The 26,579-nt window shown below is 57.9% G+C and carries 18 protein-coding genes; 9 read left to right on the forward strand and 9 right to left on the reverse strand.

What is annotated here, in order from left to right; translation table 11 throughout:
• Positions 1 to 402 precede the first annotated feature (402 nt).
• On the reverse strand, positions 403 to 759 hold the full coding sequence (locus GNZ12_RS10775) for a nucleotide pyrophosphohydrolase (protein ID WP_172310333.1): 357 nt from the start codon (positions 757 to 759) through the stop codon (positions 403 to 405).
• Between the two features lie 665 nt (positions 760 to 1,424).
• On the opposite strand from GNZ12_RS10775, the gene GNZ12_RS10780 reads away from it, so the two are divergent.
• The 5 genes from GNZ12_RS10780 (at position 1,425) to GNZ12_RS10800 (ending at position 9,135) form a co-directional block, all read left to right on the forward strand.
• Positions 1,425 to 1,718, forward strand: coding sequence for a hypothetical protein (locus GNZ12_RS10780; RefSeq protein ID WP_172310334.1), 294 nt, complete (start codon positions 1,425 to 1,427; stop codon positions 1,716 to 1,718).
• Positions 1,719 to 1,805: 87 nt separating this feature from the next.
• Positions 1,806 to 4,631 carry a type VI secretion system Vgr family protein gene (locus tag GNZ12_RS10785; protein WP_172310335.1) on the forward strand — a complete coding sequence of 942 codons (2,826 nt, stop codon included), beginning with the start codon at positions 1,806 to 1,808 and terminating at the stop codon, positions 4,629 to 4,631.
• Positions 4,632 to 4,649: 18 nt separating this feature from the next.
• Entirely contained in the window at positions 4,650 to 6,758 is a 2,109-nt protein-coding gene (locus tag GNZ12_RS10790) for a T6SS effector phospholipase Tle3 domain-containing protein (RefSeq protein WP_172310336.1), read from the forward strand.
• Positions 6,755 to 8,404, forward strand: a complete 1,650-nt coding sequence (locus tag GNZ12_RS10795; protein WP_172310337.1) for a type VI lipase adapter Tla3 domain-containing protein — start codon at positions 6,755 to 6,757, stop codon at positions 8,402 to 8,404. Before GNZ12_RS10790 ends, GNZ12_RS10795 begins: the two co-directional genes overlap by 4 nt.
• Positions 8,405 to 8,871: 467 nt before the next feature.
• Positions 8,872 to 9,135 (forward strand): PAAR domain-containing protein, encoded by a 264-nt coding sequence (locus tag GNZ12_RS10800; protein WP_172310404.1) that lies wholly within the window; start codon positions 8,872 to 8,874, stop codon positions 9,133 to 9,135.
• A gap of 352 nt (positions 9,136 to 9,487) precedes the next feature.
• Here the strand turns inward: GNZ12_RS10800 and GNZ12_RS10805 are convergent, their stop codons facing one another.
• The 5 genes from GNZ12_RS10805 to GNZ12_RS10825 form a co-directional block, all read right to left on the reverse strand.
• Positions 9,488 to 10,708: a reverse transcriptase family protein gene (locus tag GNZ12_RS10805; RefSeq protein WP_328805981.1), complete on the reverse strand. Its 1,221-nt coding sequence runs from the start codon at positions 10,706 to 10,708 to the stop codon at positions 9,488 to 9,490.
• Positions 10,709 to 11,244: 536 nt separating this feature from the next.
• Positions 11,245 to 12,420: a Wadjet anti-phage system protein JetD domain-containing protein gene (locus tag GNZ12_RS10810; protein ID WP_172310338.1), complete on the reverse strand. Its 1,176-nt coding sequence runs from the start codon at positions 12,418 to 12,420 to the stop codon at positions 11,245 to 11,247.
• Positions 12,417 to 15,791 carry an ATP-binding protein gene (locus GNZ12_RS10815; RefSeq protein ID WP_172310339.1) on the reverse strand — a complete coding sequence of 1,125 codons (3,375 nt, stop codon included), beginning with the start codon at positions 15,789 to 15,791 and terminating at the stop codon, positions 12,417 to 12,419. Before GNZ12_RS10815 ends, GNZ12_RS10810 begins: the two co-directional genes overlap by 4 nt.
• Positions 15,784 to 16,431: a DUF4194 domain-containing protein gene (locus GNZ12_RS10820; RefSeq protein WP_120302667.1), complete on the reverse strand. Its 648-nt coding sequence runs from the start codon at positions 16,429 to 16,431 to the stop codon at positions 15,784 to 15,786. The genes GNZ12_RS10815 and GNZ12_RS10820 overlap by 8 nt, the downstream gene beginning before the upstream one ends.
• A gap of 2 nt (positions 16,432 to 16,433) precedes the next feature.
• Positions 16,434 to 17,888, reverse strand: coding sequence for a DUF3375 domain-containing protein (locus tag GNZ12_RS10825; protein WP_172310340.1), 1,455 nt, complete (start codon positions 17,886 to 17,888; stop codon positions 16,434 to 16,436).
• Between the two features lie 288 nt (positions 17,889 to 18,176).
• On the opposite strand from GNZ12_RS10825, the gene GNZ12_RS10830 reads away from it, so the two are divergent.
• A complete protein-coding gene (locus tag GNZ12_RS10830) occupies positions 18,177 to 19,292 on the forward strand; it encodes a Fic family protein (RefSeq protein WP_172310341.1) in 1,116 nt (371 codons plus the stop codon).
• A 347-nt stretch (positions 19,293 to 19,639) separates the two neighbouring features.
• Here GNZ12_RS10830 and GNZ12_RS10835 read toward each other — a convergent pair whose 3' ends face one another.
• Positions 19,640 to 20,506, reverse strand: coding sequence for an AraC family transcriptional regulator (locus GNZ12_RS10835; RefSeq protein WP_172310342.1), 867 nt, complete (start codon positions 20,504 to 20,506; stop codon positions 19,640 to 19,642).
• Positions 20,507 to 20,762: 256 nt separating this feature from the next.
• Between GNZ12_RS10835 and eat the strand changes: the two genes are divergently transcribed.
• Genes eat through eutC form a run of 3 tightly spaced genes read left to right on the forward strand, consistent with a single transcriptional unit; the run spans position 20,763 to position 24,386 of the window.
• Complete coding sequence (gene eat / locus GNZ12_RS10840; RefSeq protein ID WP_172310343.1) at positions 20,763 to 22,166, forward strand: ethanolamine permease; 1,404 nt, start codon at positions 20,763 to 20,765, stop codon at positions 22,164 to 22,166.
• A 43-nt stretch (positions 22,167 to 22,209) separates the two neighbouring features.
• Positions 22,210 to 23,604, forward strand: a complete 1,395-nt coding sequence (locus GNZ12_RS10845; protein ID WP_120302664.1) for an ethanolamine ammonia-lyase subunit EutB — start codon at positions 22,210 to 22,212, stop codon at positions 23,602 to 23,604.
• Positions 23,601 to 24,386 carry an ethanolamine ammonia-lyase subunit EutC gene (eutC, locus tag GNZ12_RS10850; RefSeq protein ID WP_172310344.1) on the forward strand — a complete coding sequence of 262 codons (786 nt, stop codon included), beginning with the start codon at positions 23,601 to 23,603 and terminating at the stop codon, positions 24,384 to 24,386. Before GNZ12_RS10845 ends, eutC begins: the two co-directional genes overlap by 4 nt.
• Before the next feature lie 185 nt (positions 24,387 to 24,571).
• Here eutC and GNZ12_RS10855 read toward each other — a convergent pair whose 3' ends face one another.
• Positions 24,572 to 24,967 carry a DUF779 domain-containing protein gene (locus GNZ12_RS10855; protein ID WP_172310345.1) on the reverse strand — a complete coding sequence of 132 codons (396 nt, stop codon included), beginning with the start codon at positions 24,965 to 24,967 and terminating at the stop codon, positions 24,572 to 24,574.
• Between the two features lie 64 nt (positions 24,968 to 25,031).
• Complete coding sequence (gene adh, locus GNZ12_RS10860; protein ID WP_120302662.1) at positions 25,032 to 26,552, reverse strand: aldehyde dehydrogenase; 1,521 nt, start codon at positions 26,550 to 26,552, stop codon at positions 25,032 to 25,034.
• Positions 26,553 to 26,579 lie beyond the last annotated feature (27 nt).

The raw sequence follows: 26,579 nt of genomic DNA on the forward strand, positions 1-26,579 counted from the left end.
GAGGTACTCAATGCACTGAACGTGAAAAAACCGGTCGCCCCGCAGCAGCTCGCGCTGTTGTAGTGGCAATTTTTAAAATCGACATCAATAAAATCAGGTGCTTGCGCGATTAACTGTCGAACTCAGGCGCCCTGACAGACGTCGCATGAGATCGAGCATGTCGAGGCCTGACCGACGGTCGCGCGAGCCAGTCGGGAGGGGCGTCTGCGAACTGCTCGGTAAGGGTGCGCCATGCGTTATCGGCGCTAGGGAGAAGGAGCGATCCAGTGCGCCCCCTCAAGACGCTACATACTGCAATGCTCCGCAGCGTGACTTCTAAAGTAGGCCTCGGTTTCATCGTCCGCGAAGCAGGGCGTGCAGTCGTATTGGTCTTCGATTTTCGTTGTAGTTTTGGTTTGATTCTTAGTCCTGGTAATCGGAGTACTTACGCGAATCTCCCCGGACTTTTTCGGCGGGATACTTCGTCCGATTGACATCCATTTTTTCCAAGCAGGCTTGATAGAGGTCGACATCAAGCTTGTCTGCCAGGCGGACGAGGTAAAGCAATACGTCCGCCATTTCGTGACGAATGGCAGCTTGTTTGCCTTCATCCAGTTCGCTCTTGTCTCCGGAAGTCAGCCACTGAAATGGCTCCAGTAGCTCACTTGCCTCGACGCTCAATGCCGTCGCCAGATTCTTTGGCGTGTGAAATTTGTCCCAGTCGCGCTCATCCGCAAACTGACGAACGAGGTCACGTAAGCTAGCAAGGTCACTTTGCATCTCAAAATCTCTTCGTGTGATGGCTCCCCCAGACGGCTGGGGATAACTAATCGGATCGGTCTTGCTGGGTGAAATAGGGCACTAGAGGCGTCCCTGCTCGAGTGGGCCGCGTCGTCCTTATCTCAATAAGAGGTGATGATATAAGAGAGGGGTTTGATGCGTGCGTTATTTAGCTGGCTACGCTGGCGCGAGTCTTCGCGTCGCAGATGACGCAATGCGCGAGCAAGCTGTATTGGCTCAAGGACGTGGGCAGAGGTTGTTGTTGCACAGGGGGCGCCGGATACCTCAATGCGTCTAACGCTCCAAAACGGGCTAGGGAAACAACCTGCCGCGCAAGAAACTAGCAATTTTGCGCTAATAGCGCAGTTGGTCTATCGCCGTTGTAGTGACCAAATAAGAGTTGGCCACCTATTGCCATCGAAGCCACGCGTCTCGCTTATTTGTCCGCAGACGTCGCATGAGATCGAGCATGTCGAAGCCCGACCGACGCCCCGCATCGCCCAACTTTCCACACAAAGCCGCCCCAGCAACGCCTCAATAAAACCCGCCAACAATGCCCAATGCATACTAGATGACCAATATAAGAGGCATTTAACATTCTCCAATAAATCGATTTGCCTTATCCCGTAAATGTTTTGTAGAATCGCGCGATTACGCGGGGGCGCGTGAAAGCAACGAAAACTAAAAGAGGCGGTATGGGAATGCATCACATAATCGGCAGCGTTAATGGCGGACCCGCGCGGGGAGAGCGTCTGTCACACCTTGGCGCGCGGCGTCAGCAGGGCCGTGGGCCGCTGAGCCCATTGAGCAATTGGCTAATCGGAAGCCGCGCTATCGGCGAAGCCCGCATGCTCGATCCACTCATTGCCGTCATTAATTGTCAATCTCAAGGGCTTCAAGCTAAATGCATTAACCGGAAAATTTTTCCGTTTGAATCGGAAAATAAAACCGATCAATAACGCAAAAGCAAACCAAAAAACAAACCGCCAGAAGAACCCGCGAGCCGAACAAACCATAGCGACCCAGCGACATCAAAAGAGACCACCGTGAATTCCGCCGACCTGTTGCGTGCCTTTGCCTCCCCGTCCCTGACGCAAGCCAATCGCGCCTTCCGCCTGCACTGGGGCTCAGCCCAGTCGAGCCTTGAGCAAGTGCTGATCGCGCATCGCATCGACATCAGCGAGGGCCTGTGCTCAGGCATTGTGGGTCACGTGACGTGTCTGTCGACGCGCGCGGACTTGCCGCTCAATGCGTTCATCGGCTTGCCGCTGTCGGTGCAGATGGTCACCGACCGTGGCGCCTTGCACCCGATCTGCGCGATTGTCACCGACGCGCGCGCGGGCCAGTCGGACGGGTCGCTGGCGACCTACCAGTTGACCATGCGCGATGCGTTATCGGTGCTGGAGGGGCGAACCAATACGCGCATCTTCCGCACGCTGAGTGTGCCCGATGTGATTGAGAAGCTGCTGGGCGAATGGCAGAAAAAGAGTCCGGCGCTCGCGCGCGCGTTCGATTTCGATCTGTCGTCGCTGGATCGCGCGAAGTATCCGGTGCGCGAGACGCTGTTGCAGTTTCACGAGTCGGACGCGGATTTCATCCGGCGGCTGTGCCGTCGCGAGGGCATTGCGTGGTTCACGGCGGCGGGCAAGCGTGGCGCGGACCCGTCGTCCGATGGCGCCGGTGAGTCGCCGGTGCACACGCTGGTGCTGCTGGACGACCCGATGAAACTGCCGAAGTCGTCGGCCGGCACGGTGCGCTATCACCGCGACGCGGCCACCGAAGCGCGCGACTCGATCACGCTGTGGTCGGCCTCGCGTCAGCTCGTGCCGGGCAACGTGCAGCGCGCGAGCTGGGACTACAAGAGCGCGACGGTGGCGCAGGCGTCGGAGACGAGCATCGTCGATCAGGGCGAAGCCGGCAACGACCTCGCGCAGCTGCTGCGCGATGCGGTCATCGACGTGCCGCACGCGGGCGATTCGTGGTCGGACTATGAGCGCGTCAGCAAGGCGCGCATGCTCGCCCATGAGTTGCGCTCGGCGAATGTCGATGGCGTGAGCGGGGTGCGGGATCTGGCTGTCGGCCGATGGTTCGAGTTGACCGGGCATCCGGAGGTGGACACGCATCCGCAGGAGGAGCGGCAGTTTATTGTCACCACGCTGCATCATCGTGGGGAGAATAGTCTGCCGAAGACGTTGAATGAGCGCGCGCAGGCGTTGTTTGAGGCGAATCGGTGGAGGGTGGAGGGGCCTTCGACGGGTGCTTCGTCTTCACCGTCGGCTGGGCAGGGAAGGGCGGCGAGTAGTGCGGATGAGGAAGAGAGCCGCTATGAAAACACCTTCAGTTGCGTGCGACGCGGCGTGCCGCTGACGCCAGCCTACGATCCGCGAATTGATCTGCCACGGGTTTATCCGATTACCGCGCTGGTGGTCGGGCCGCAGGGCGAGGAGGTGTATTGCGATTCGCTTGGGCGGATCAAGGTGCAGCTTCAGGGCCTGGATCCGGATGATCATGCGCACGCACAAGGGGCGGGTACGAGCGGGACGGATAAGGACAGCGCGTTTGTACGGGTGAGCAGTAGCTGGGCAGGGACGAACTACGGGCACGATACGTTGCCGCGCATCGGGATGGAGGTCGCGCTGGATTTCCTGAATGGGGATCCGGACAAGATGTTCGTGACCGGTGTGCTGCACAACGGGCCGAATATGCCCGCCACCTTTAGTCATACCGGGGCGCTGCCGGGGAATCGGTTTTTGTCGGGGGTGAAGACGAAGGAGATTAAGGGGAATCGGTATAACCAGTTGCGCTTCGACGACACCGCTGGGCAGATCAGTAGCCAGCTCGCGAGTCAGCATGCGGATAGCCAACTCAATCTTGGGTATCTGACGCAGCCGCGTACGGACGGCGCCGGGGAGGCGCGCGGAGAGGGGGCCGAGGTGCGCACAGATGCCGCAGCGGCTCTGCGTGCTGCCAAAGGCATTCTGCTAACGACGTATGCTCGCAACAAAGCAGTCGGAAACCATCTTGACAGGGACGAGTTGACGCAACTGCTTGGCGAATGCACCGATTTGTTCAAGTCGCTTGGAGACTATGCTGGGCAGCACGGCGGGCAAGCTGCCGACACCACCTCACAAAGTGCGCTGGCCAGTGCGTTCAAAAACTGGAACTCTAGTGTCGGCGAGACCACGGCGCCATCCGCGTCTGCGTCGACCGACCCTCATGCCATTTTCGCGCTCGGAGCCGCAGAAGGCTCTGTTCAACTTACACCAAAAACTCACCTGACTTACGCCGGGGAGAACATCGACCAAGTGGCACAGCAGCACCTGCAACTCATGAGCGGTCAGCGCTTAAACGCAACCGCAGGCCAGGGTGTGCAAATGTTTGCGCGAGGAGCTGGCATCAAGGCAATCGCTGGTGAAGGTCCAGTTGTTATCCAGGCGCAGGCCGACGCGCTAACCGCAAACGCACAGAAGGGCGTCAAAATCAGTACGAACGAAAACGAAGTGCTGATCACCGCGCCAACTATACGACTGGTGGCCGAAGACGGCAGCTATCTGAAGATCGGTGGAGGAGTAACTCTCGGTACTAACGCCGACGTGAAGATTCTGTCTGCGTCGCACCAATGGGGTGGTCCATCCACTGATCAAGCAGTGAAAAGCTCATTCAATAACGCGCCCACGGATCAGCGCTTCCGATTGCATTACCCCGGTGATTCGCCGGACGCACCAGCGCCCGCAGCGCACCAGCCGTATCGCATCACCACGGACGATGGGCGAGTCATCGAAGGGACAAGCGATGCCAATGGCCTGACGGAATTGGTAAAGGACGATGCGATGAAAATCCTGAAGATTGATATTTTGAAGCCCGATCTTTGAGCCGGGAGTCGGACGAACATGACAGATACTGCAAATAGCCAAAAAGTCATCGGCTCGGGCGCGGGTATAACAGAGTCGAACCGCGCGAATGACCGGAACGTAGCAAGACCGCGCGATCTGCCGGGCATCGTTATTTTTTTGCACGGAGTGAATGACCCCGGTGCGAACTACGAAACGGTCGAGCAGGGGCTTTGCAAGGGTTTGGGTGAACGATTGAATCGCCCCGATTTTGTTGCGGGTGCCTATGGTGCCGCATATAAGGACAAGGCGAAGCAGAAGGCTAAGGGGCAATCGGATCGTGAGACTGAAGTCGTCTTGGCCGATCCTGACACCTATCTTTATCAGAGAACGGGTAAGGGCGCTCATAGCGTTTTCATTCCGTTCTATTGGGGCTATCGGGCAGATCCCAAAGAAATCCTGAAGGACAAGGCTGGCAAACCTACCCAGCTCCGCAGCCAATATCAGGACGTTCGAGGCAACCGTCTGGACGCTAACTTCGCCAAAGCCGGCGGGATGTTCAACAACGCAACGACAAACATTCCAGATATGTATGGTCCGGGCTTTGCATCAAGTTACGTCTCCCGCACCGTTCTCAAAACTGCGATGTCTAACTATCAGTTCTCGGGCACTAGTCCGGAACGACATTACTTTGTTCTTGCGGCTGAGCGTCTCGCGATGTTGGTTTCTGAAATACGTGCTGTGGCGCCAGATGAAACGGTAAACATCATGGGGCACAGCCAAGGAACGATAATTACCCTATTGGCCCAGGCTCTACTACACGACAAGGGCCTACGCTGCGCAGATTGCGTAATCATGGTCGATAGTCCTTATTCGCTAGGCGAGCACGGACTGATGACTTGGGCGACTCAGCCGAACGCAACTCAGCAGACTTCGCAAGCGAAGCTAAATACCTTGATCAATATTGTCACTGCGGTAACAGAAGCGCCGCACCGACAGCCCCCGCTAGACCAGCTATGCTTGGATAACGTTCAATCGGGGGGGCGAGCAGGCTATAAATGGACACCCCAAAGCGGTACGCGCGAAGACCAACAGCGCCAGTTGTGTGTGTTTCCGGAACGTGATAACCGTGGGCGCGTTTACTTGTATTTCTGTCCCGAGGACAGCACCGTCGATTTGCCGATCGTCAAAGGAATAGGCACTCACGGCGTCCCGGATACAGTGACTGCTGACGATTATTATTGGGACGGAAATCACACTAGGCCTCAGAGCGAGACTGAGGCACTTGCAGCAATGAACAAGCTCAAGGAGCTCAATTTTCGCCAAAGAGTCTGGACAAAACACCTTTCTGGAAACAAGCCTCTGCTCGTCGGCACGGCACCGCAATACGTCGACGTCTATAAGTCGGGCCGTCTTTTCATCAATGGTGATCAGCTAAAACCAACGGTTGAGCCAAGTTTGTATGGGGGGGAAGCGAAGCGCGGAACTCCCGACAAGGCAGGTCTGGAAGCGCCTGATGCTGTCTCCCAAAACCTCGCCTTGGGCAATTCGTACGCAAACCTTCAGTGGGTCCGCATGCCGGATCCGCCCAGTTGGAATACGACTCCCGATGCGCTCAAACAGCAGTTTAATGTCGGCAAAGGAACCGACGACCAGACCAATGCCGTGCGCGTCGAGTTCACTGGTGGCATAGGTGCGACACCGTACGTTTTACGCGAGGAAACTCCTGCTGAAGCGCGTCAACGAATGTCGCAAAATCCCGCTGCTCTTGCGGACAAAGATCCCACTGGCGTCCTTACCGAGAACTCGTACCACTCAGCAATTTTGCGTGACCCGCAAAATCACCGTTGGGTGACTGCGATGGACGTCGCAGTCGGACAAGCCAAAAGCCTGGATAATCTGGATTGGCAGGCCCTCTGGGTTGCCATTGCTGACTGGAAGACGCCGCTGGATAAGATCAAAGCACTGTCAAAATTCTCCTCGTTGACCTCAGGCGGGCAAGAACTAGTTCTCGCAAATTGCGAATACTACGCGTCCGGGAAATTTCCGACCAAATACGTCTCGAAGACTCTCCCCAGTTTGGTTGAATCGCAAACCATGGATCAGCGCAAAAATCCGGAGCGCCCCCAAACGCCGCCCATCGACTGGAACTTTAGCGGGCTGAGATGAATACAAGCAAACTACCCCATGTGAGGCGCTATGCGCTCGTTTTTTTCATTGCTACATTGTCAATTGTCGCATATGCCCTCTTTGGTCGAGCGCCAGACAACATCGACGCGACCGCTGGCATGAGCACACTTCACTTTGTGCGCAACGGCATTCTTTCCGCCGCCGTCATGACGCTCACAGTGTTCATTGCCCACCTAGGGGTTACCGCGGCAAACGCTGCGCAATCGACGAAGACTCAGCTGTCGGCTTCTTCGGTTGTTGGCAGCTCCGTCGATGGTGAATCCTCGAGCGTGGACAAGATCACTGCGCTACAGGTAAGGGGACTTGGGATAACCATTGACCATCTCGGGCAGAGTGAAATATGGCAGCACATTCAGCGCAAAGGCGACACCCATGCGTCGATATTTTCAAATGCCGCGGCGGATTATCCTTCTGACCACGACACGCGAGAAAGTCTTTCCGCACTACGTATCGGGTCGGCATTCAAGTCTGGCGCCGGCGAGGCTGTAGAGTACTGGCCAATTCCGGTAGTAGCTGTAGGACCCCGAAAGGATCCCACCAATGATTCAACAGCAGCGTTCTCAATAGCGTCCGCACGGCAAAAAGCCAGCTTAGCGTTTCAACTCTTTCTTTCGCAGGAGTCAGTCAACGACACCGGTTCGGCCACGCCGCTTGAAGATCTATTCCGTTTCTTCGACGAGCATCCCGATGTGCCGGCCGCCGTGATCTTTTCGTCGGACGGGATGGTGGTCCGGAACTACCTTGGAAAGCCCGGCTCGGGATTGACGCCCGACGGACCGGCTGTGCCCAAGGTATTGGACAGTGCCGTTGCACTGCTAGTGGCGCGTCCAGATCGAGTCGATCGTCTGATTCGTCCTTTCGTTGTTAAAGAGCCTCAAAGTGTCGATATGCGCGAAACCCAATTCGACATCGTTAAGATGTGGAATCTCTACTGGGACGAGACCGAGGCTTTCGACACGGACTACGCGAAGAAGCTCAAGGAGCATGGCAGCCTATTTCCCGTTGGACCGCACATCATGACCACGGCTTGGTGGCAGTCAAAACTTCCTGGGTTATGGGCTCAAACAGAGAACAAGGGACCCGGGGATTTCAGGAAGAACCCCTGGTTGCCAGTTAGGTGGACAACCTGGCAATTACAGGAGTTCGACGAGTCGCCGGTACTTGGTTATCTTGGCAGGCCAATACGCGCACCTTTGAAGGACCAAGACAACGCATGGCTCAAACACGCTGACCAGGCAACATCGATCCGCGAAGGATGGGAGGCCGCGCAGCAGCAAGGTACTCAGCACGCAAAGCCAGAACGCATTTTCTTCGATACCAGTGCCAACCGGGAATGGGTAATCCCGTTGAGTCAGGCGTTAAATAGCGGACCTGAGTCGCTTTCACCCACCGATCTTCACGACGGGTACGACGTCGGCTATCGTATAGGGGATACAGGCGTTTCTTCTGCGTTGGTAGAGATTGGTTTGGCGCTCATGGCGGGTTATGGAGACGGCAAAGCAAGCGCAGCCGTGAGTGTCAGCGACCACGGGTTTGCGGAAATCTCGATCGTGACGCCGCCCACAGCAGCGGAGAAGGCAAAAAATGCGCTGCATCGTGGCGATGACCCATTCAATTACCGGTAAATTAACTTGAGCGATACAAGCGGGCAGAAAGTCGACCACACATCGGATGTGGTCAGCAAGCGACCTCTTTGGCAGTCCACCTTTGTGATGCTTGCGGTGATCGTTGCTCTAGTTGCCGCGGGGGTGTTGGGTTACTCAACGGCACGTTGCCAGGAATTGGTGTCGACATTCCTATGGAGTGCGCTTATTACCTTTGGCCCAGTTTTTTACACCGCGTTTAACGAGCCAACGGATTTCGCGATGTGGGCGTTCTTGGCAATCTCGGCCGCGGCAGCGCTTACATATGTTCCGTTCAGGTTGACATGGAGTCGATTCGGTATCGCTGTAATCGCTATCTACGTTTTGTTAGCCGTTGCCACATTGATAGCAGGTGGCAAAGATAGTTGCCGAATACTCTGATTCGCCTGATGGATTGCCACAAACGGGTAGGTATTCGAATTTGTAAAGTCTAGCGAGCTGAGGTGATTATGCGCGGCGTGATACGCGTGGGCGATGGCACGAGTCATGGCGGGAAAGTTGTTACTGGCTATGACGCTTCGCTTGTAATGGATCGCAGCATCGCCCGCGTTGGCGACAAATGCACCTGCCCTATGGCGGGCCACCGGGATTGCGTGATTGTTGAAGGCGATCCAAACGTTATCGTCGGAGGCAAAGCGGTAGCATTCGACGGACATAAAATATCTTGCGGCGCGACACTAATCTCTTCGCTGCCGTCATCCGGTCGGTTGTAGCGTAGGTGTTTTACGGTGGACACCATTGACAGCGAAAGCCCGCGCCTCACGACATACTCGTCTCTCCGTCCCTGACGCACGCCAATCGCGCCTTCCGCCTACACTGGGGCTCGGCCCAGTCGAGCCTTGATCCAGTACTGATCGCGCATCGCGTCGACATCAGCGAGGGTCTGTGCTCAGGCATTGTTGGGCACGTGGCGTGTCTGTCGACGCGCACGGACTTGCCGCTCAATGCGTTCATCGGCTTGCCTGTCGGCAACAAATCAATGGCCAGAGGAACTGTCGTCGAGGACATCCCAATGAGAGCACACGTTGGAACAAATCCGACAACTATCGGTACCTCGTTGGCCGATTAAGGGCCAAGGTTCCACTCGATCTGATCGAAGATCCCCTTCAGCTTCGCGCCCCTTGCCGCATTCAGCATCGCAGCATGCGCGACGCGACCGGCGAGATGTGCACGAAAATTCGAGTGACCGTCGCGATTCTGCGAGGCCGGACCGTGCCTCACACAATTCGTCAGCACCGCCTTCAACGCATCAAACTCCGGCCGCGCAAGATTCGGATGGCTGTTCACTACAACCCCAGCCAGATGCTGCCTCGCGCCACGACGCATCACGCGTGTCTTCCTTAGATTGACCGCAAATCCTTCCTCAATAGCAATCGCCGCCACACGAAGCTCAAGCCGTTCCGCCATCCGCGCGAGATCGTCCCCACCGGAAAACGCCAGATCATCGGCATAGCGCGTATAAGTCGCGCCGAGAGACCGCGCCAACCCAGCCAGCCTCAGATCCAGCCGAAACGCACACAAATTCGCCAACGCCGGCGAAGTCGGCGCCCCTTGCGGCAAATGTCGGTTCCGATACCGCTGCCGCTCCTGCCAATCGATCCTGTCCCGCACATCCGGCGCCAGCAGCCCAGCACTCGGCACCCGATTGGCACACAGCGCAGTCAACGCACGCGCAACCCCCAACGGATAACCCAAAGCACGTATCAAGGAGTAAACGCGTCCCGCATGGACAGACGCAAAGAAATCCGTCAAATCGAACCGAATCACAACCGCTTTACCCGCATGTGGCGCCGCGAACGTAACCGTATTCCGCCCACGTCGAAAACCATGCACCGCATCGTGAGCGGGAACCCGATCGAGTAAGCCATGAAGCACTTTCCTCTGCAAAGCCCGCAAGCGCGACTTAGGAACTTCGATAATCCGGCACCGTCCGTCGCGTTTCTCGACCACTTTGTACGAATAGTGATGAACCGGCGTCCCCGCATTTTGAGCAGGCACACGCCAGCGATCAGCAAACCAGTCCAGTTCCTCGGGCTCGATTTCCAGCCACGCGGCCAGATCGCCGAGCGTCGGCAACTGCGGCAGCACCGCATCATGCAACCAAGGGGGAGCTGCCCGCTGAACAGGCGGGCGAGGCAACACACGCAAAACCCTCGGCCGGTCCTCACCCCTCCAAGCCGCGACAAAACCCGCGTTCTCAGCAACAACCTTCGACAATTCTTTACTGTCGACGCTATCCCACCGCGGACCAAATCGCTTCGCAACCCTGCGCGCCAATCGATTCATTCAATCCGCGGGTTCACCCAACACAAGCGTCATCCGCTCGACCATCCCGGCCGCCTCGGGCGGCCCGGCCAACATGGCATCGGCGATCGCGTAGGTGACAAATTGCAGAGAAGATGACGGCATAGAGCAAAGAGAGGGGGCGGGGCGACCAGTCAACACGTCTTGTGCTGCGTGAGCTCATTTGCGCAACGCGCAAGGCACGCTCATGCGACGAACTGCGGAGGTCATTCTGATCCACGGGGTAGCCCCGTAGTGCCTGGAACGATTACGACCCGAACCTTGGCAAGCTTGACCAGCCGACCCGCGAGCCGAAGATAAGCGACGCGCCTAAGTGTTGTCAACGCATCGGCAGTGCGAATCGATTTTTACAACAAAGTGCTGCGGAAGCAGCATCGATTGACGCAGAAGACACTGCAGTCCACCGTCGACGAAGTGAAGCAGAAAGATCAGCAATAGGACAGGGTGCTATCCCGCCATCTCTGAGACGGTATCCGATAACCAAGACAACAAATCCTGCTTTGACGTTGCGACAGCGATCACATCTTTCGCAGCGCCGCCTCAACCCACCCGAAACTGATCTTCTCCTGCTCCAGCCTCAGATTCTTGCGCAAGCGGTTATCGCGCAGATCGTCATATAGCGCCCGCTCGTCCTGGGTCAGACGTGGCAAATCCCGCAACGTTTGCTTGTCCTCCCGATCCCATTGCGATTGGAACGCCAACAGCGTTTCCCGGTCCATCAAAAACGATTCGACGTGATCAAACTGATGGCGCAACTGATCGAGAATCGCGAACCCATGCGTATCTATATCGCCCCAGTAACAAATGCGTCGACGCGAAAGCCAGTTGGCGTTTGCGAGCATTTCAAAACCATATCCTGCGCCGAAGACCGCCATGCTGTCGTCGACCGGCGGAAACGCCAGAAAATTAACCTCGTTCTCCGTGATAAAAATCCGGCGAACGTCGAGGTCAAGGCGCGCAAAACTGGCGGCGTCCAGTGTGACGTCCTGCTCGGTGCTGGCGGGATGAAATAGAGCCTTCCTCGCATCCAGCACGCGGAAGCGGATACGCAATGGTTTTTCTCTCAATCCATAGCGCGCTGCGAACTGGCTAAGTCCGGATCGTGCGGGGTCCACCGAGTCCGCCGGCAATACACAGTCCAGCAACTCGGCGAGCACACCACGATGTGCTTCAATGAATTTGGTGTGTACATCCGCGATATCGATCTGCCGCAGATACACCCCGGGCCGCGGATGCGCCTCCAGCCAAACGCACACGTCCACCAGGCGACCCCATACTTCAGCAAGTTCAAGAGCCCTTATCGGCCTTTTCGCAAGCCACGGAACGAGGCGAGGCTCGCGAGCCCGTGTCATATCCAGAAGTGAAAGAAACCGCGCCGCTTCGCGCTGTTTTCCAATGAAAGCGACCGCATCCTCGAATGAGTCGATCCACACTTCAACTGGCAGCGCATTGGTGCCGAAAACCCGATGCCGAAACTCGCGCATCTCAAGGCGGCAATGTGCAATCGCCCTGAGCGAACTACTCCATTGGCGAATGTCCTCGAAGCGCTCCGTGATCTCAGCGGATGTAGGGCTTTTCAGCACGAGACGTTTCGGAAATAACGACGCGCCCGTTGCGAGGCCGGCGAGCAGTTCACCTCGTTCCCAGAGCCTGCTGACCTGCGTGCGGAGATCGGCCGGTGTGGTCCAACTCACGTTTCGCTCCTGCCTTTTTCCTCGCGGTATTCTTCGATCGACAGGTTACGCAGCCTCGATTCGCGTCCCTCTTTGTTGTCGACAAATCCAACGCTGGCAACAAACGGTTCGATGATATAAATCTTTTGCAGCGGGGTGACGATCAGCAGCTGCAGATTCAATTGGGCAAACAGCCGCAAACCGTATTGCGCGGACTCGTCGGATCCGCGGCCAAATGCTTCGTCAATAACAACGAAGCGAAACGAGCGTGAGCGCACAGCGCCCCATTCGAGACCGAACTGGTAAGCAAGGCTCGCAGCCAGGATCGTATACGCGAGTTTTTCTTTTTGCCCGCCTGACTTGCCGCCCGAGTCTGAATAATGCTCGTGCTCGCTATCATCTTCGCGCCAACGTTCGCTGGCGGCGAACACGAACCAGTTGCGCACGTCAGTGACTTTCGCCGACCAGCGACGATCCTGCTCCGTCAACCCTTCGCGTCCGCGGAATCGCTCGATGATCTGTTTGACCTGCAGAAACTTGGCTTCGGAATACTGCACGTCTTCCGACCCTGTGAGCGTGCCTTCGGTACACGAACGCAAGTCGCTCTGAAAGTCACGAATCTCCGCATCCTGGCTCAATTGCGCTTCCAGAACGATATAGCGGCCGGCGTTGTAGTCGATCTGCGTCAGCGACTCGTTGATCAATGCGATCCGCTCTTTGATCGTCTCGCGCTCGCGAGCCAATTGTGACTGGAAGTTGGCCACTTCACGAATGGTGTTCTCGTTGAGCAGATCCTTGAAGCGCGCTTCGAAGCGCGGCAGATCGTCGGCCTTCAATGTGTCCAGCATGGCGCGATATTCCGCGGCCGCCTCAATGGCGACATCTACTTCCTGCGTCTCGAGCGGGAAAGCAGTGCAGTACGCTCGCATGGCGTCGATGATCTTGTCACGCTGACGCGAAACCTTCTTTTCTTCGGCGTCGATATTGTCCTGCAGCCATTTGCGCATATCGCTCTCGCGATTGTCACAGGATTCGACAGTCAACTGGTGTTTGCCGAGCACCTCGGACCATAGCTCGGCGAGCCGGGCGAAATAAGCCGTATGAGCTGCGTAACCCGGGTCGTCGAGAATCGCCCGGGTGTGCGTGTGCAGATCATGCGCAATACGCTGGCGTTCTTCCGTGCGCGTGCGCTCCGCTTTGTGCCCATCGAGTTGCGTCTCGATGTCAGCGAGTGCGACGCTGACTTGATTCAGACGCTGCGTCAGTTCCTGCAACAGGTCTGAGGCCGATTCCAGCCGTGTTTTCTCGTCGCGCAATGCGGCGATTTCTACCGCGACGGCATGCCAGTCAAGTTCGCGGTAGTCCGCGTGTTCGTTGAGCAGTGACAATGCGTTCAGGCGTGTCTTTAATTCACTTTGCTCTGCCTGAATCTTGCCGATCAGCGCGCCCAATGCGCCCAGATGTGCTGCCAACTGGCCGGATTGTGCTTCGAGCGCCTGAATTTTTTCCGTATTGGTCCAGCCCAGCACGTAGCGTCGGCGGTCGTCCAGTCGATGGCGATCGTCTTTCTCATGCCGTTCGCCCGGCGCCTTGATCTGACCGGCGCGTGTAATGGCGCGTGTTTCGCGGCGGAATTGCTCCTGGGTGTCGCAACAGACAACATTGAAGCGCTGCGCCACTTCGTATTCAAGCCAGTCGTAAAACGGCGAGTCGGGTTTCACGGAGAGCTTTCGGGCCAGCGAGTCGCGATGCAGTTCGGCGCGCTCACGTCTCGCAGATTGTCGCACCCGAAAATAAACGAGCCGCCCCTTCAGATGGGTCTTGTCGACCCATTCGGTGACAGCGGCGTAGTGTTCGTCGGATACCAGAAGCGACAGGCCGAAACCACGCAGCAAACGCTCGGCGGCGCCCTCCCAATCGCGCTCGTCTTCGCGCACTTGTAGCAATTCGCCGGCGAAGCATAGATCTGCTTCGGGTAGCGCGAGGGCATTGCACAACGCCGTACGCATCGCGATCTGTTCGGCCGGGATATTGCTGCGCCGGCTCTTCAGACTGTCGATCTCGGCCAACAGCGCATCGTGGTCCTGTTTTCCTGCGCGAAAACTCACACCGTGTTCGGTCAGATCGTTTTGCAGGCGCGCTTCGTCCAATTGCGCGGTTTCCACACGCTCGCTGAGACGCCGGCGCAGCGCAAGAAAGGCAGGTTCATCTTCAGGAACGGACTCGCCGGCAACCTGTGCAAGGTCGTGGAAGCGTTGGGCTTTCTGTTTGCGCCGGGAACACTCTGCATCCTTCGATTGAATTTCACCCTCAAGCCGCTCTAACCGATCCCCACCATTTTCGGCAATGTTACGCCGCAGTTCGCCTTCCTCGATACGCTGCGCGGAGCGCATTGCGTCGAGTCGCTTGACATGCGCATCCTGTCGCTCCCATTCCGCGGTGAGATTCTCAATTCGCCGGTCGAGCAAACCGACCTTGAGGTCGGCTGCATATGATTTAAGCGCCTCCCGGCAGGCCCGCAGATCGTCGACTTGCGATACAAGCAGCGCGTGCCGCTCGCAATCCTCGACGAGAGGGCCTAGCCGTTCCATCTGCCTCTTGGCTTTTAACACCGCTTCATGAGCGCGATTCAGGTCGTCGAAGTGGCCAATCAGCGCAGTCATGCGCGTCGCGACATCGAACGGTTCGAGCATGTGGCTACGGACAAAATCCGTCAAATTGCCTACCGACTTCATCGACACCGTTTGATGAAACAACTCCAGCGCCTGCTCGTTCTCGATCCCGAAGCGCCGACGGAACCATGCACCGTAGGGCGGAAAACTGTCGAACAGCTCCGCGCCGAGCGCACGCAACTTTTTGCGCAGACCAGCGATGTCCGGTCCGAAGTCGGCAAAGTCCGCTGCGATCGAAAGCGCTCGCTCCGCACCGACGAATAGCCGCGCCGGTTGGCCGTGCGCGTCTTTCATCCAGAACACTTGGGCAAGCGTGACGGTTTGATCGTAGCCTGCGTTGTGGAAGCGACCCAGAATGACGGAATAGCTGTTGGGGTCCCGCAAAGCCACGGGTTTAGCCGTGCCGCTGGTCTCGTTGCGTTCCGACTTGTAATGGCCGAGCACGTACGAGCGCAGCGTGCGCTCCTTGCTGTCAGCGCCCGCTGCTTTGTTGTAGGCGATGCGATGCGCGGGAACCAGCAACGTCGTCACGGCATCGACGAGTGTCGATTTGCCGGAACCGATGTCGCCCGTCAACAGCGTGTTCTTGCCGTCGGGGTTCAGCGTCCACACCCGGCGGTCGAAGGTCCCCCAATTGAAGACCTCCAGTTGATGCAGACGAAAACCGGATAACGCGTCGTCGGCGACGAAATCGAGTCCGGGCAGTTGCATGTCAGTCATCTGCGCTCCTTGATGCTGCTGTGCCGAGTTGCGCTTGATAGACCGCGAGCCGTGCGTCGAAATCGGCGAGCCACTGGGCGTCGACAAACGCTTTGAGGATTCGCTGTACTTCGAATGCGGCGGCTTGGCCTTCGCGCTTGCCGGCGGCTGGCTTCAGCTTGCGCAAGAAACCGAGTTCGACGATCTTGTTTATTTGCGTGTCGATCTGGTCAATCAGTTTGGCTTCGTTGCTGCCTGACGGTAGAAACACGCGAATCATTTCCACCATCTGCTCGCGCGTGAGAATGAGGCGAGTGTCTCCACCGCCGGCGTCGGACTCGGCGAGCTTCTTGCGCAGCAATGCCAGCATCAGGCTCACCGGAAAAGACAACGGGCGTCTTGCGACAAGACGGGGCAACGCAGGCGAATCGTCATCGTCGTTATCGGGGCGGGAGCGCAGGAACGCGTAGCCCTCTGCTTCGTCCAGCACCAACTCGAGATTCAACACCGTGACGTAATCCCTTACGCGCGCTTGTAAGTCGAGCAGGGCGCTCCATAGGACCGCATCCGCGTCCCGGTAAATCACGCCTTTAAGCAACGGAATCAGTAGGCTCGACAGATCGTGCGTCGAGGCCGCTGCGTCATGTTCCTGTTCCAATATCCTTATCTCACGAAAATAACGCGTGGCAGGCTTGCCTGCCGGGTCTGTTGTTCGCCGCTGTCTTTCCGGCTACGCCAGACGATTGTCTCGCTGACCTGCTCGTCCACTACCGTGCTGAACGTGTCGCCGGCAAGTTGCAAGTAAGCGACCAGTTCAGCTAAACCTTGCTCCAGAGGCTGGGTGTCGCAAAGCTCGCGCAGTGTCACTTGCGAACGGTCCTGCAGAACATGACGGATATGCCATACCAGTCTGGCTTTGTCGACTACGACCTGGGAGTACAACGCCGCGGCGTCGATGTCGGCATCGCCGGCCTCGATGGTGATGCCGGCAATTCGCGGTTTGAGGCTCGGTGCATAGAGTGGCCGCTCCATCGGCAGTTCGATCTCGGCTGCCGTGTCAGCGATCGTCATGACTTCACCGGCTGGTGGCGTGTCTCGCAAGGCCAGCGCTTTAGCTTCCACGCCATGTAGGATATCCATGATGCGGCGGTTTTCGAGCCATGCCTGATCATCGAGGAAGCGCCGCAACTGCTGTGATAGAAAAGCGACGGTGCGCTGCGTATGCTCGCCAGCTTCCAGCCAGTCATAGTGAACCCGCCGTGTGCGCGCGTCGGGTTTGAGTTCCGCCACGGGCGGGAGCGCCAGCACGCGGTCGAGCAACACCGTCAGCTCTTCCTGGCGACTGCTCGACATCAGAAAGTCCCAGAACGCCCTGAAGCTGCGCCCCTGATCCGAGTCGGCGATCGCATCGCGCTCGCCCATGATTTCCTCTAGCAGTTCGCCTTTTGCGCCGTCCCACAGGGCAATGCGCTCTCGCACCCGACGGTCGAGACCGCGAAAATTGTGTTCGACTTCGCGGAAATCGGTCAGCAGTTCACGTGCGATCGCTGTGAACTGCTGGAAGCGGTCTTTCAGCGCCGTGTCATCCAGAATCGAAATGTCTCCGGCCTCCGCACGCGCAATCTCAGCATCGATCTCAGCGCGGCGCTTATGGAGTTCGGCAAGACGTGTCTCGGGGTCGCTGTCGCTGCCTTCGCTCATCTGTTTGAGCAATTCGAACAAGGTAAGCAAGCGCGACTCAGTACCGACGAAACTACGTGCCGTCAATGTGCCAAGCCACGCAATGGCCTTTTCCGTAGCGGGGGTGAGATCGAAATGGGGCTCGTCCGAATCCTGACGATAAAACTTGCGTAGCCAGCCTTTGTCGTTCGCGGCCCAGTCGTTTAGATAGTCGGACGCTGCTTTTGGAAAGGCGGTGGGACCGAGCTGCTCGCGCAATGCATACAGCTCGTCTTCCAGCGCTTCGGCCAGGTCCGCTTGCGATATCACGCGCACATTGGGCGCCGTGAAAGTGCGATTCAAAAAGCTTGCGACTAGCGGCGCGTGATCCGAGCGCAGCAACCGCCATGCGGGATGGTTCTGGCGCAATGCGTCGAGCGTGGAATAGTCGAAGTTCATGGTGCAAGGGTGAGAAAAAACGGCAACGATCGGTGTCGCGAAACGCGATGATAGTCTAGCCTTTTCGCCCCCGATGCTTTGTGAGTCTCGACGTGCGGCTACGCTCGAGACCTTCCCGCATATGAAGCGGTCCGCCTCAATTTCGTCACCTCATGCAGCCCGATCCGCGCGGAAAATCGGTCGCCCGCGAAGATCCGACGGCCCCGAGCGGCGAATAGCTCCATTATTCTCCGCATATTTTGCGGAAAATAATTTGTATCTGCGGGGAAAATGGACCATAATCTCCGCATGAATCGCGGAGATTGGTTATACATCTGGGAATCACCCGAATGGCCCGCATGGCGCTATGACTTGTCACGCCTTGCGGCCCCGCTCGCGGAGGTGTCCCGAGCACAAGGGCTTTTGTTCGGGCGGCTTGCCGATGTGGGGCTGGCGCTACGCAGCGAGGCCAGTCTTGTCGCGCTTACCGACGACGTCGTCAAAACCAGCGAGATAGAAGGCGAACAGCTCAATGTTGCATCGGTGCGCTCGTCGATAGCACGCAAGCTCGGCGTCGATATTGGCGCGCTCGCGCCGGTCGACCGCCACGTTGAAGGTGTCGTAGAGATGGTGCTCGACGCCACCCTGAATTGCTCGGCCGAGGTGTCGAAAGAGCGCCTGTTTGGATGGCACGCCGCGCTTTTTCCAACCGGGTTCAGCGGTATGTCCCGGATCAGCGTTGCCAACTGGCGCGACGATTCCAAAGGGCCTATGCAAGTTGTTTCCGGTCCGATCGGGCGTCAGAAAGTCCATTTCGAGGCGCCGCCCGCAGCACGGCTGGAAATGGAGGTGGACCGGTTTCTAGGCTGGCTGAATACCGATACGGCCGATCAACCAGTGCTCAAGGCGGGGCTCGCTCACCTCTGGTTCGTTACGCTGCATCCATTCGACGATGGTAACGGGCGCATTGCACGCGCCATTGGTGATCTGCTTCTGGCGCGCGCTGACGGCAGCGCAGAGCGCTTCTACAGTTTGTCGGCACAGATCCAGCGTGAGCGGAAAGACTATTACGACATTCTCGAGCGCACACAAAAGGGCACACTCGATATCACCGAGTGGCTGGCATGGTTCCTCGATGCATTGCATCGAGCAATCGATCACGCCCAGCTCACGCTGAACGTTGTGCTGTCTAAGGCGCGCTTCTGGCAGCGTTGGGCGAGCACGCCGTTCAACGAGCGGCAAGTCAAACTGCTGAGCCGTCTGCTTGGCGGTTTTGACGGCAAGTTGACCAGCAGCAAGTGGGCAGCGATTGCAAAGTGTTCACCTGATACCGCGTTGCGCGACATCAGCGAACTGGTCGCATTCGGGGTCTTGAAAAAGTCAGCAGCAGGGGGCCGCAGCACGTCGTACGAGTTAGCGGATTGATCGCTACGTAAATAGCCCGACTTATCCACAGCCCCCTCTGGACAACTTTTGTACAACCCCCCTGACACGTTGTGGGCGAAACTTTGATAAGACGGCGACCTCATCAAGCCGCTCAAAAGTTTTCCCTGGCTCCTTGCTCCTGTTCGCCCACGCTCCGCAGGGTTATGGATTCCGCAGTCCCTTGATCCGTAAACGAAGATTCAAGTTATCCACAGCCAGGTGCGAGGCTTGTTAACTATTACTACGTATACATATACAAAGACTATAAAAACCAGAGGGGCATCCGGAAAGCACGCTGCGTAAACATGCACAAAGCAGGCAGAACAAACAGAACCACGCCAAAACCATCAAACCAACGGCAAACAAATCTCCGTCAGCAACTCCGCTGGCGCAGTTTCCTTCGGGCTATTCAGATACTCCTCGAACACCGGCGCATCCGCCGCTTCACGCCCCGACTGTACGAGCCACGTCCCATACAACCACTCATAAGCCGCACGCATGTCGCTGTACGGCCCCTTGTGCCGCAACACCGCGTACTCACCGCCTTTCACATGAGCCACTGAAACCGGCGTACTCACCGTCACCGAAGCCTGAACCGGATGCGGCAACAACACCCCAGCCTTCGACCGCAACGCATTCTCTGCAACAACCCCGGGATCGTCGTAGTAAATCCCGATCATGCGCATCTGCCCCGCCAGCAAATTGTGTTTCGCCAACCAGCCGAACAACCCATCGAAAGCTTTGCCGATCTGCATATATGGCCCAACGTGATCCACCGACAAAACCTCCATCGGTTCAACGTGATGAATCACCACTTCACGCATCGTCATCTCATCGTCTCCTGAAAGCGCCGGACGAAACCGGCTATGAGTTCCCTGTTTGCGGTACTGCGCCGGCGGAATGCCGTACACCGCGCGAAAGGTGCGAGAGAAAGACTGCAAACTGCTATAGCCCGAGCGCTCGGCAATCTCCGCGATCGGCATCGAGCCATTCGCCAGATATCCTGCCGCGCGATGCAGCCGCAAGCGTCGCACGGTCGTCGCCACCGTCTCGCCGTACATCGCCTGAAAGATGCGATGCCAGTGATACGGCGACATGCAGGCAATGTCCGCTAAACGGTCGATATCCAGCGGTTCGTCGAGATGATCGTAAATATGGTCCAGCACGCGGCCCAGCCGAGTTTCGTAGCGAGCCCGATTGTCCGATTGGTTCATGATTAAGTAGCCGACCAGGAGAAGATTGCCGAATGGACGTGAACCAAAGTACCACGTCCCCATTTACCAAATCCTGCGAACTTCACCCAAACGCGCGCGAACGGAGTTAAGCATTCACTGACACACCCGCCCTCGAACTTTGCCGAATTTCGATAACACCTCGAATAATGGCTCACTACCATCGGCTGAAGCCTGTCCGCCCACGCACCGCAAAGCCTTGCGGCGTCGAGCAAGCGGCAACATCAGGGAGCGCCCGATGAAATCAGAGTCCAAAAATCAGCACGTCGGTAAAGTCACGCATCACGAGTTGAAGCAGACGCTCGGCACGTGGCAACTGTGGGGGATCGCGGTCGGTCTGGTCATTTCCGGCGAGTATTTCGGCTGGAGCTACGGCTGGGCAAGCGCCGGCACGCTCGGCTTCGTCATCACGGCGGTGTTCATTGCCGCGATGTACACCACCTTTATTTTCAGTTTCACCGAGCTCACCACATCGATTCCGCATGCGGGCGGCCCGTTCGCCTATGCGCGTCACGCTTTCGGTCCGACGGGCGGTTATCTGGCTGGCGCGGCGACGCTAGTCGAATTCGTGTTTGCGCCGCCCGCCATTGCACTCGCAATCGGTGCGTATCTGCACGTGCAATTTCCCGGCCTCGAACCGAAACACGCTGCGATGGGCGCGTATCTCGTCTTCATGGCGCTGAATATCGTCGGCGTGCAGATCGCCGCGGCGTTCGAGTTGTGCGTGACGCTGCTCGCGATCTTCGAATTGCTGGTGTTCATGGGCGTCGTGTCGCCCGGCTTCCAGTGGTCGAATTTCACGAAAGGCGGCTGGTCTGGCGCGGACACCTTCAGCATGGGCTCGTTCCACGGCATGTTCGCGGCGATTCCCTTCGCCATCTGGTTTTTCCTCGCGATCGAAGGCGTCGCGATGGCCGCCGAAGAAGCCAAGAATCCGAAGCGTTCGATTCCGATCGCCTACATCACCGGTATTCTGACCTTGGTCGTGCTCGCGATCGGCGTGATGGTGTTCGCAGGGGCCGCCGGCGACTGGACCAAGCTGGCGAACATCAACGATCCGCTGCCACAAGCGATGAAATATATCGTCGGCGAACATAGCGGTTGGATGCATATGCTGGTGTGGCTCGGCCTGTTCGGGCTCGTCGCGTCGTTTCACGGCATCATCCTCGGATACTCAAGGCAGATTTTCGCGCTGGCTCGCGCGGGTTATCTGCCGGAATGGCTCTCCAAGGTGCATCCGCGCTTCAAGACGCCGCATCGCGCGATCATCGCGGGTGGCGTGGTCGGCATCGCTGCGATCTACAGCGACGAGCTGATTCAGTTCGGCGGTCAGACGCTGACAGCGAACATCGTGACGATGTCCGTATTTGGCGCTATCGTGATGTATATCATCAGCATGTTGTCGCTGTTCAAGCTGCGCCGCTCGGACCCGAACATGGACCGCCCGTTCCGCGCGCCGCTGTTTCCGTTCTTTCCGGCGTTCGCGCTGGTGGCCGCGGTGATTTGTCTGGCAACGATGGTCTACTTCAATTTCCTGGTGGCCATCGTGTTCGCGATCTTCCTCGCGCTCGGCTATGTCTACTTCCTGTTGACGCGCCATCAACGCGAAGCAGCGCCGTCGGACGCTTTGCTCGAAGAGTGACGGATCGAGCCGCTGCGCAAGCACCGGCGATGGAGTCTTAGAGATGAGCTACACCGAGACAATCGGCAGCCGCACTTATCGTTTCGCCGACCTGAAAACGTTGATGGCGAAAGCCAGTCCGCAACGTTCGGGCGACCAGCTCGCGGGCGTCGCGGCGGCGAGTGAAGAAGAGCGCGTCGCGGCCAAGATGGCGCTCGCGCAGGTGCCGCTGCGCACGTTTCTCAACGAAGCATTGATCCCTTATGAAAGCGATGAGGTCACGCGTCTGGTGATCGACGATCACTCGCCGCAAGCGTTCGCTGAGATCTCGCATCTGACGGTCGGCGATTTCCGCAACTGGCTGCTGAGCAGCACGACCGATACCGACGCGCTCACGCGCATTACCGCCGGCCTCACGCCGGAGATGGTGGCGGCGGTTTCGAAGCTGATGCGCAATCAGGATCTGATCGCGGCGGCGCGCAAACGTCCGGTAATTACGCGGTTTCGCAATACGGTCGGCCTGCCGGGTCGTATGTCGGTGCGTCTGCAACCGAATCATCCGACCGACGATGTCAAAGGTATCGCAGCATCGATGCTCGACGGTCTGATGTACGGTTGTGGCGACGCGATGATCGGCATCAATCCGGCCAGCGACAATCTCGCCGCGATCACCAAGCTGTTGCTGATGATCGACGACTTCCGCCAGCGCTATCAGGTGCCGACGCAATCGTGCGTGCTGACCCACGTCACCAACACGATCTCGGCGATTGAGAAAGGCGCGCCGGTCGATCTGGTGTTTCAGTCGGTTGCGGGTACGGAGAAGGCGAACGCGGGTTTCGGTATTTCGCTCGCGTTGTTGCAGGAAGCGTATGAAGCTGGGCTATCGCTGAAGCGCGGTACCGTCGGCAATAACCTGATGTATTTCGAAACCGGTCAGGGCAGCGCATTGTCGGCCGATGCGCATTTCGGCGTCGATCAGCAGACGTGCGAAGTGCGCGCCTATGCAGTTGCGCGCAAGTTCAATCCGTTTCTGGTGAACACAGTGGTTGGCTTCATCGGACCGGAATATCTGTATGACGGCAAGCAGATCACGCGCGCAGGTCTTGAAGATCACTTCTGCGGCAAGCTGCTGGGCGTACCGATGGGCTGCGACATCTGCTATACGAATCACGCTGAAGCCGATCAGGACGACATGGATAACCTGCTCACGCTATTGGGCGTCGCCGGCATCAACTTCATCATGGGCATTCCGGGCGCGGACGATGTGATGCTCAACTATCAAAGCACGTCCTTCCACGACGCCCTTTACGTGCGCGACGTGCTCGGCCTGCGCCGTGCACCGGAATTCGAAGAATGGCTGGAGTCGATGCAGATCACCGACGCACGCGGCGCGTTGCTCAGTGCATCGCTACAGCAACCGCTGCTGGAAGGTGCGAATGACTGGATGGGGATCGCATGAGCGACTTCCTTGAAAAGAACCCATGGAACGCGCTGCGGCAGTTCACCAATGCGCGCATCGCGTTGGGCCGCGCGGGCAACAGCTTGCCGACGGCACCGTTGCTGGCGTTCAACCTGTCGCATGCGCAGGCGCGCGACGCCGTACATCATCCGCTCGATACGGACGTACTGCACGAACAACTGCGCGCACAAAGTTTCAGCACGCTGGATGTGCATAGTGCGGCGCCCGATCGCGAGCATTATTTGCGGCGCCCGGATCTCGGTAGGCGTTTAAGCGATGAGAGCCGCGCAGCGCTCGGGCAACTCACGGTCGATTCACCCGAGGTGGTTTTCGTCATCGGCGACGGCCTCTCTGCATTCGCTGCGTCGAAGCAATCGATCCCGCTGCTGCAAGCTGTCATACCGCGCCTGGCGGATTGGAAGATTGGCCCCGTCGTCGTCGCGCGTCAGGCCCGCGTCGCGCTCGGTGACGAGATCGGCGAACTGCTCAATGCCAAACTGGTGGTGATGCTGATTGGCGAGCGTCCAGGTTTGAGTTCGCCCGATAGCCTTGGCATCTACCTGACGTACGCCCCGAAGGTGGGCTGCAGCGACGCGCAACGCAACTGTATTTCGAACGTGCGTCCAGAAGGTCTCAACTACGAATCAGCCGCACACAAATTGCACTACCTGCTGACGCACGCACGGCGCTTGGGACTGACCGGCGTCGGCTTGAAAGACGACAGCGATGCACTGCTTGCGAGTGCGCCGGTAACGCCTGCGGTCAGCGACGATTCAAATTAGACACGTGCGGCTGGTGAAAGCGCCGGCAACACTCGCAGACGGTGATGATTCAAATTGGACACGCGCTCGCTGACGAGAACGCGCTGGTAATGCCTGCGGTCGACAGCGAATCAAAACAGCGACGCGTTGTTAGCGAGCACGCCCGCAGTCAGTGACAATCCGAACTCAAGCGCGACAAAAAAACGCTAAGCATCCGCCCGTTCTACCGGATGCGTTTCCAGCCACGCGTTCTCCTCATCCTCGAACAATCTCGAGCGCGTCAAGAACCGCAACCCACTCGGTCGTTCCAAAGAAAACATCCCGCCATTGCCCGGCACCACATCGATGATCAACTGCGTGTGCTGCCAGTATTCGAACTGCGATTCGCTCATGTAGAACGGCACGCCGGCAATCGTGCCGAGTTTCACATCGGACGAGCCGACCATGAACTCGCTCTGTGGAAACATCATCGGCGCGCTGCCGTCGCAGCATCCACCGGATTGATGAAACAGCACAGCCCCGTGTTCAGCGCACAACTTATCGATCAAATCGACCGCAGCAGGCGTGGCGATCACGCGGGCCACTTCCTTCGCATCAGCCATCACATGCCCTCGCTGAAAAAGAGCGAGCCGCGTCATGCGGCCCGCTCGGACAGGGTCGTTACGCTCAGAAGAAACCGAGCGGCTTATCGCTATAGCTGACGAGCAGGTTCTTGGTCTGCTGATAGTGGTCGAGCATCATCTTATGATTTTCGCGACCGATGCCCGATTGCTTGTAGCCACCGAACGCAGCATGTGCCGGATACGCGTGATAGCAGTTGGTCCACACGCGGCCCGCCTGGATTTGCCGGCCGAAGCGATAGGCGCGCGTACCGTCGCGCGTCCAGACACCAGCGCCCAGACCGTAGAGCGTATCGTTGGCGATCTCGAGCGCTTCGTCTTCGTTCTTGAAGGTCGTCACGGAAACAACCGGTCCGAAGATTTCTTCCTGGAAGATGCGCATCTTGTTGTGGCCGCGGAATACGGTCGGCTTCACGTAGTAGCCCTTGCTCAGTTCGCCGCCGAGCGTGTTGCGCTCACCGCCGATGAGACATTCAGCGCCTTCCTGCTTGCCGAGATCGACATACGAAAGAATTTTTTCCAGCTGTTCCTGCGAGGCTTGCGCGCCGATCATCGTCTTCGTATCGAGCGGATGGCCTTGCGTGATCGCAGCCACGCGCTTCAACGCGCGCTCCATGAAGCGGTCGTAAATCTTTTCGTCGATCAGCACACGCGACGGACACGTGCACACTTCGCCTTGATTCAGCGCGAACATCGTGAAGCCTTCGAGCGCCTTGTCGAAATAGCTGTCGTCCTCGTTCATCACGTCGGCGAAGAAAATGTTCGGGCTCTTGCCGCCGAGCTCGAGCGTCACCGGAATGATGTTCTGGCTCGCGTACTGCATGATCAGGCGGCCGGTCGTCGTCTCGCCCGTGAACGCGATCTTCGCGATGCGTTTGCTCGACGCGAGCGGTTTGCCGGCTTCGAGGCCGAAACCGTTCACCACGTTCAGCACACCCGGCGGCAGCAAATCGTGGATCAGTTCGAGCAGCACGAGAATCGACGCAGGCGTTTGCTCGGCCGGTTTCAGCACGACGCAATTGCCGGCCGCCAATGCAGGCGCGAGCTTCCACACGGCCATCAGGATCGGGAAGTTCCACGGAATGATCTGGCCGACCACGCCGAGCGGCTCATGGAAGTGATACGCGACGGTGTCGTCGTCGATCTGGGAGAGCGAGCCTTCCTGCGCACGCACGGCGCCGGCGAAATAGCGGAAATGATCGATCGCTAGCGGGATATCGGCCGCCATCGTTTCGCGTAGCGGCTTGCCGTTGTCGATCGTTTCAGCCACGGCGATGCGTTGCAGATTCGCTTCCATCCGGTCGGCGATGCGGTTCAGGATGTTCGCGCGTTCGGTGGTCGACGTCTTGCCCCATGCTGCCTTCGCACGATGTGCGGCGTCGAGGGCGAGTTCGATATCGGCTTCGCGTGAACGCGGGATCGACGTGAACGGCTCACCGGTGATCGGCGACACGTTGTCGAAGTACTCACCGCCCACCGGTTTGACCCATTCGCCGCCGATAAAATTGCCATACTGTTTTTTGTACGGGAATTCGGTAGTCAGAAACTGCATCTCTGCGTGATTCATCTGTGTGCTCCTCACATGTTTGAATGG

It is taken from the genome of Paraburkholderia solitsugae, from assembly GCF_013177695.1.
Lineage (GTDB): Bacteria > Pseudomonadota > Gammaproteobacteria > Burkholderiales > Burkholderiaceae > Paraburkholderia > Paraburkholderia solitsugae.

Bases quoted from the DNA above. Each gene is read 5' to 3' on its own strand.
- GNZ12_RS10775 (WP_172310333.1), bottom strand. From the start codon at position 759: ATGCAAAGTGACCTTGCTAGCTTACGTGACCTCGTTCGTCAGTTTGCG.
- GNZ12_RS10790 (WP_172310336.1), top strand. From the start codon at position 4,650: ATGACAGATACTGCAAATAGCCAAAAAGTCATCGGCTCGGGCGCGGGT.
- GNZ12_RS10795 (WP_172310337.1), top strand. From the start codon at position 6,755: ATGAATACAAGCAAACTACCCCATGTGAGGCGCTATGCGCTCGTTTTT.
- GNZ12_RS10800 (WP_172310404.1), top strand. From the start codon at position 8,872: ATGCGCGGCGTGATACGCGTGGGCGATGGCACGAGTCATGGCGGGAAA.
- GNZ12_RS10805 (WP_328805981.1), bottom strand. From the start codon at position 10,708: ATGAATCGATTGGCGCGCAGGGTTGCGAAGCGATTTGGTCCGCGGTGG.
- GNZ12_RS10815 (WP_172310339.1), bottom strand. From the start codon at position 15,791: ATGACTGACATGCAACTGCCCGGACTCGATTTCGTCGCCGACGACGCG.
- GNZ12_RS10825 (WP_172310340.1), bottom strand. From the start codon at position 17,888: ATGAACTTCGACTATTCCACGCTCGACGCATTGCGCCAGAACCATCCC.
- GNZ12_RS10830 (WP_172310341.1), top strand. From the start codon at position 18,177: ATGAATCGCGGAGATTGGTTATACATCTGGGAATCACCCGAATGGCCC.
- GNZ12_RS10835 (WP_172310342.1), bottom strand. From the start codon at position 20,506: ATGAACCAATCGGACAATCGGGCTCGCTACGAAACTCGGCTGGGCCGC.
- eat (WP_172310343.1), top strand. From the start codon at position 20,763: ATGAAATCAGAGTCCAAAAATCAGCACGTCGGTAAAGTCACGCATCAC.
- GNZ12_RS10845 (WP_120302664.1), top strand. From the start codon at position 22,210: ATGAGCTACACCGAGACAATCGGCAGCCGCACTTATCGTTTCGCCGAC.
- eutC (WP_172310344.1), top strand. From the start codon at position 23,601: ATGAGCGACTTCCTTGAAAAGAACCCATGGAACGCGCTGCGGCAGTTC.
- GNZ12_RS10855 (WP_172310345.1), bottom strand. From the start codon at position 24,967: ATGGCTGATGCGAAGGAAGTGGCCCGCGTGATCGCCACGCCTGCTGCG.
- adh (WP_120302662.1), bottom strand. From the start codon at position 26,552: ATGAATCACGCAGAGATGCAGTTTCTGACTACCGAATTCCCGTACAAA.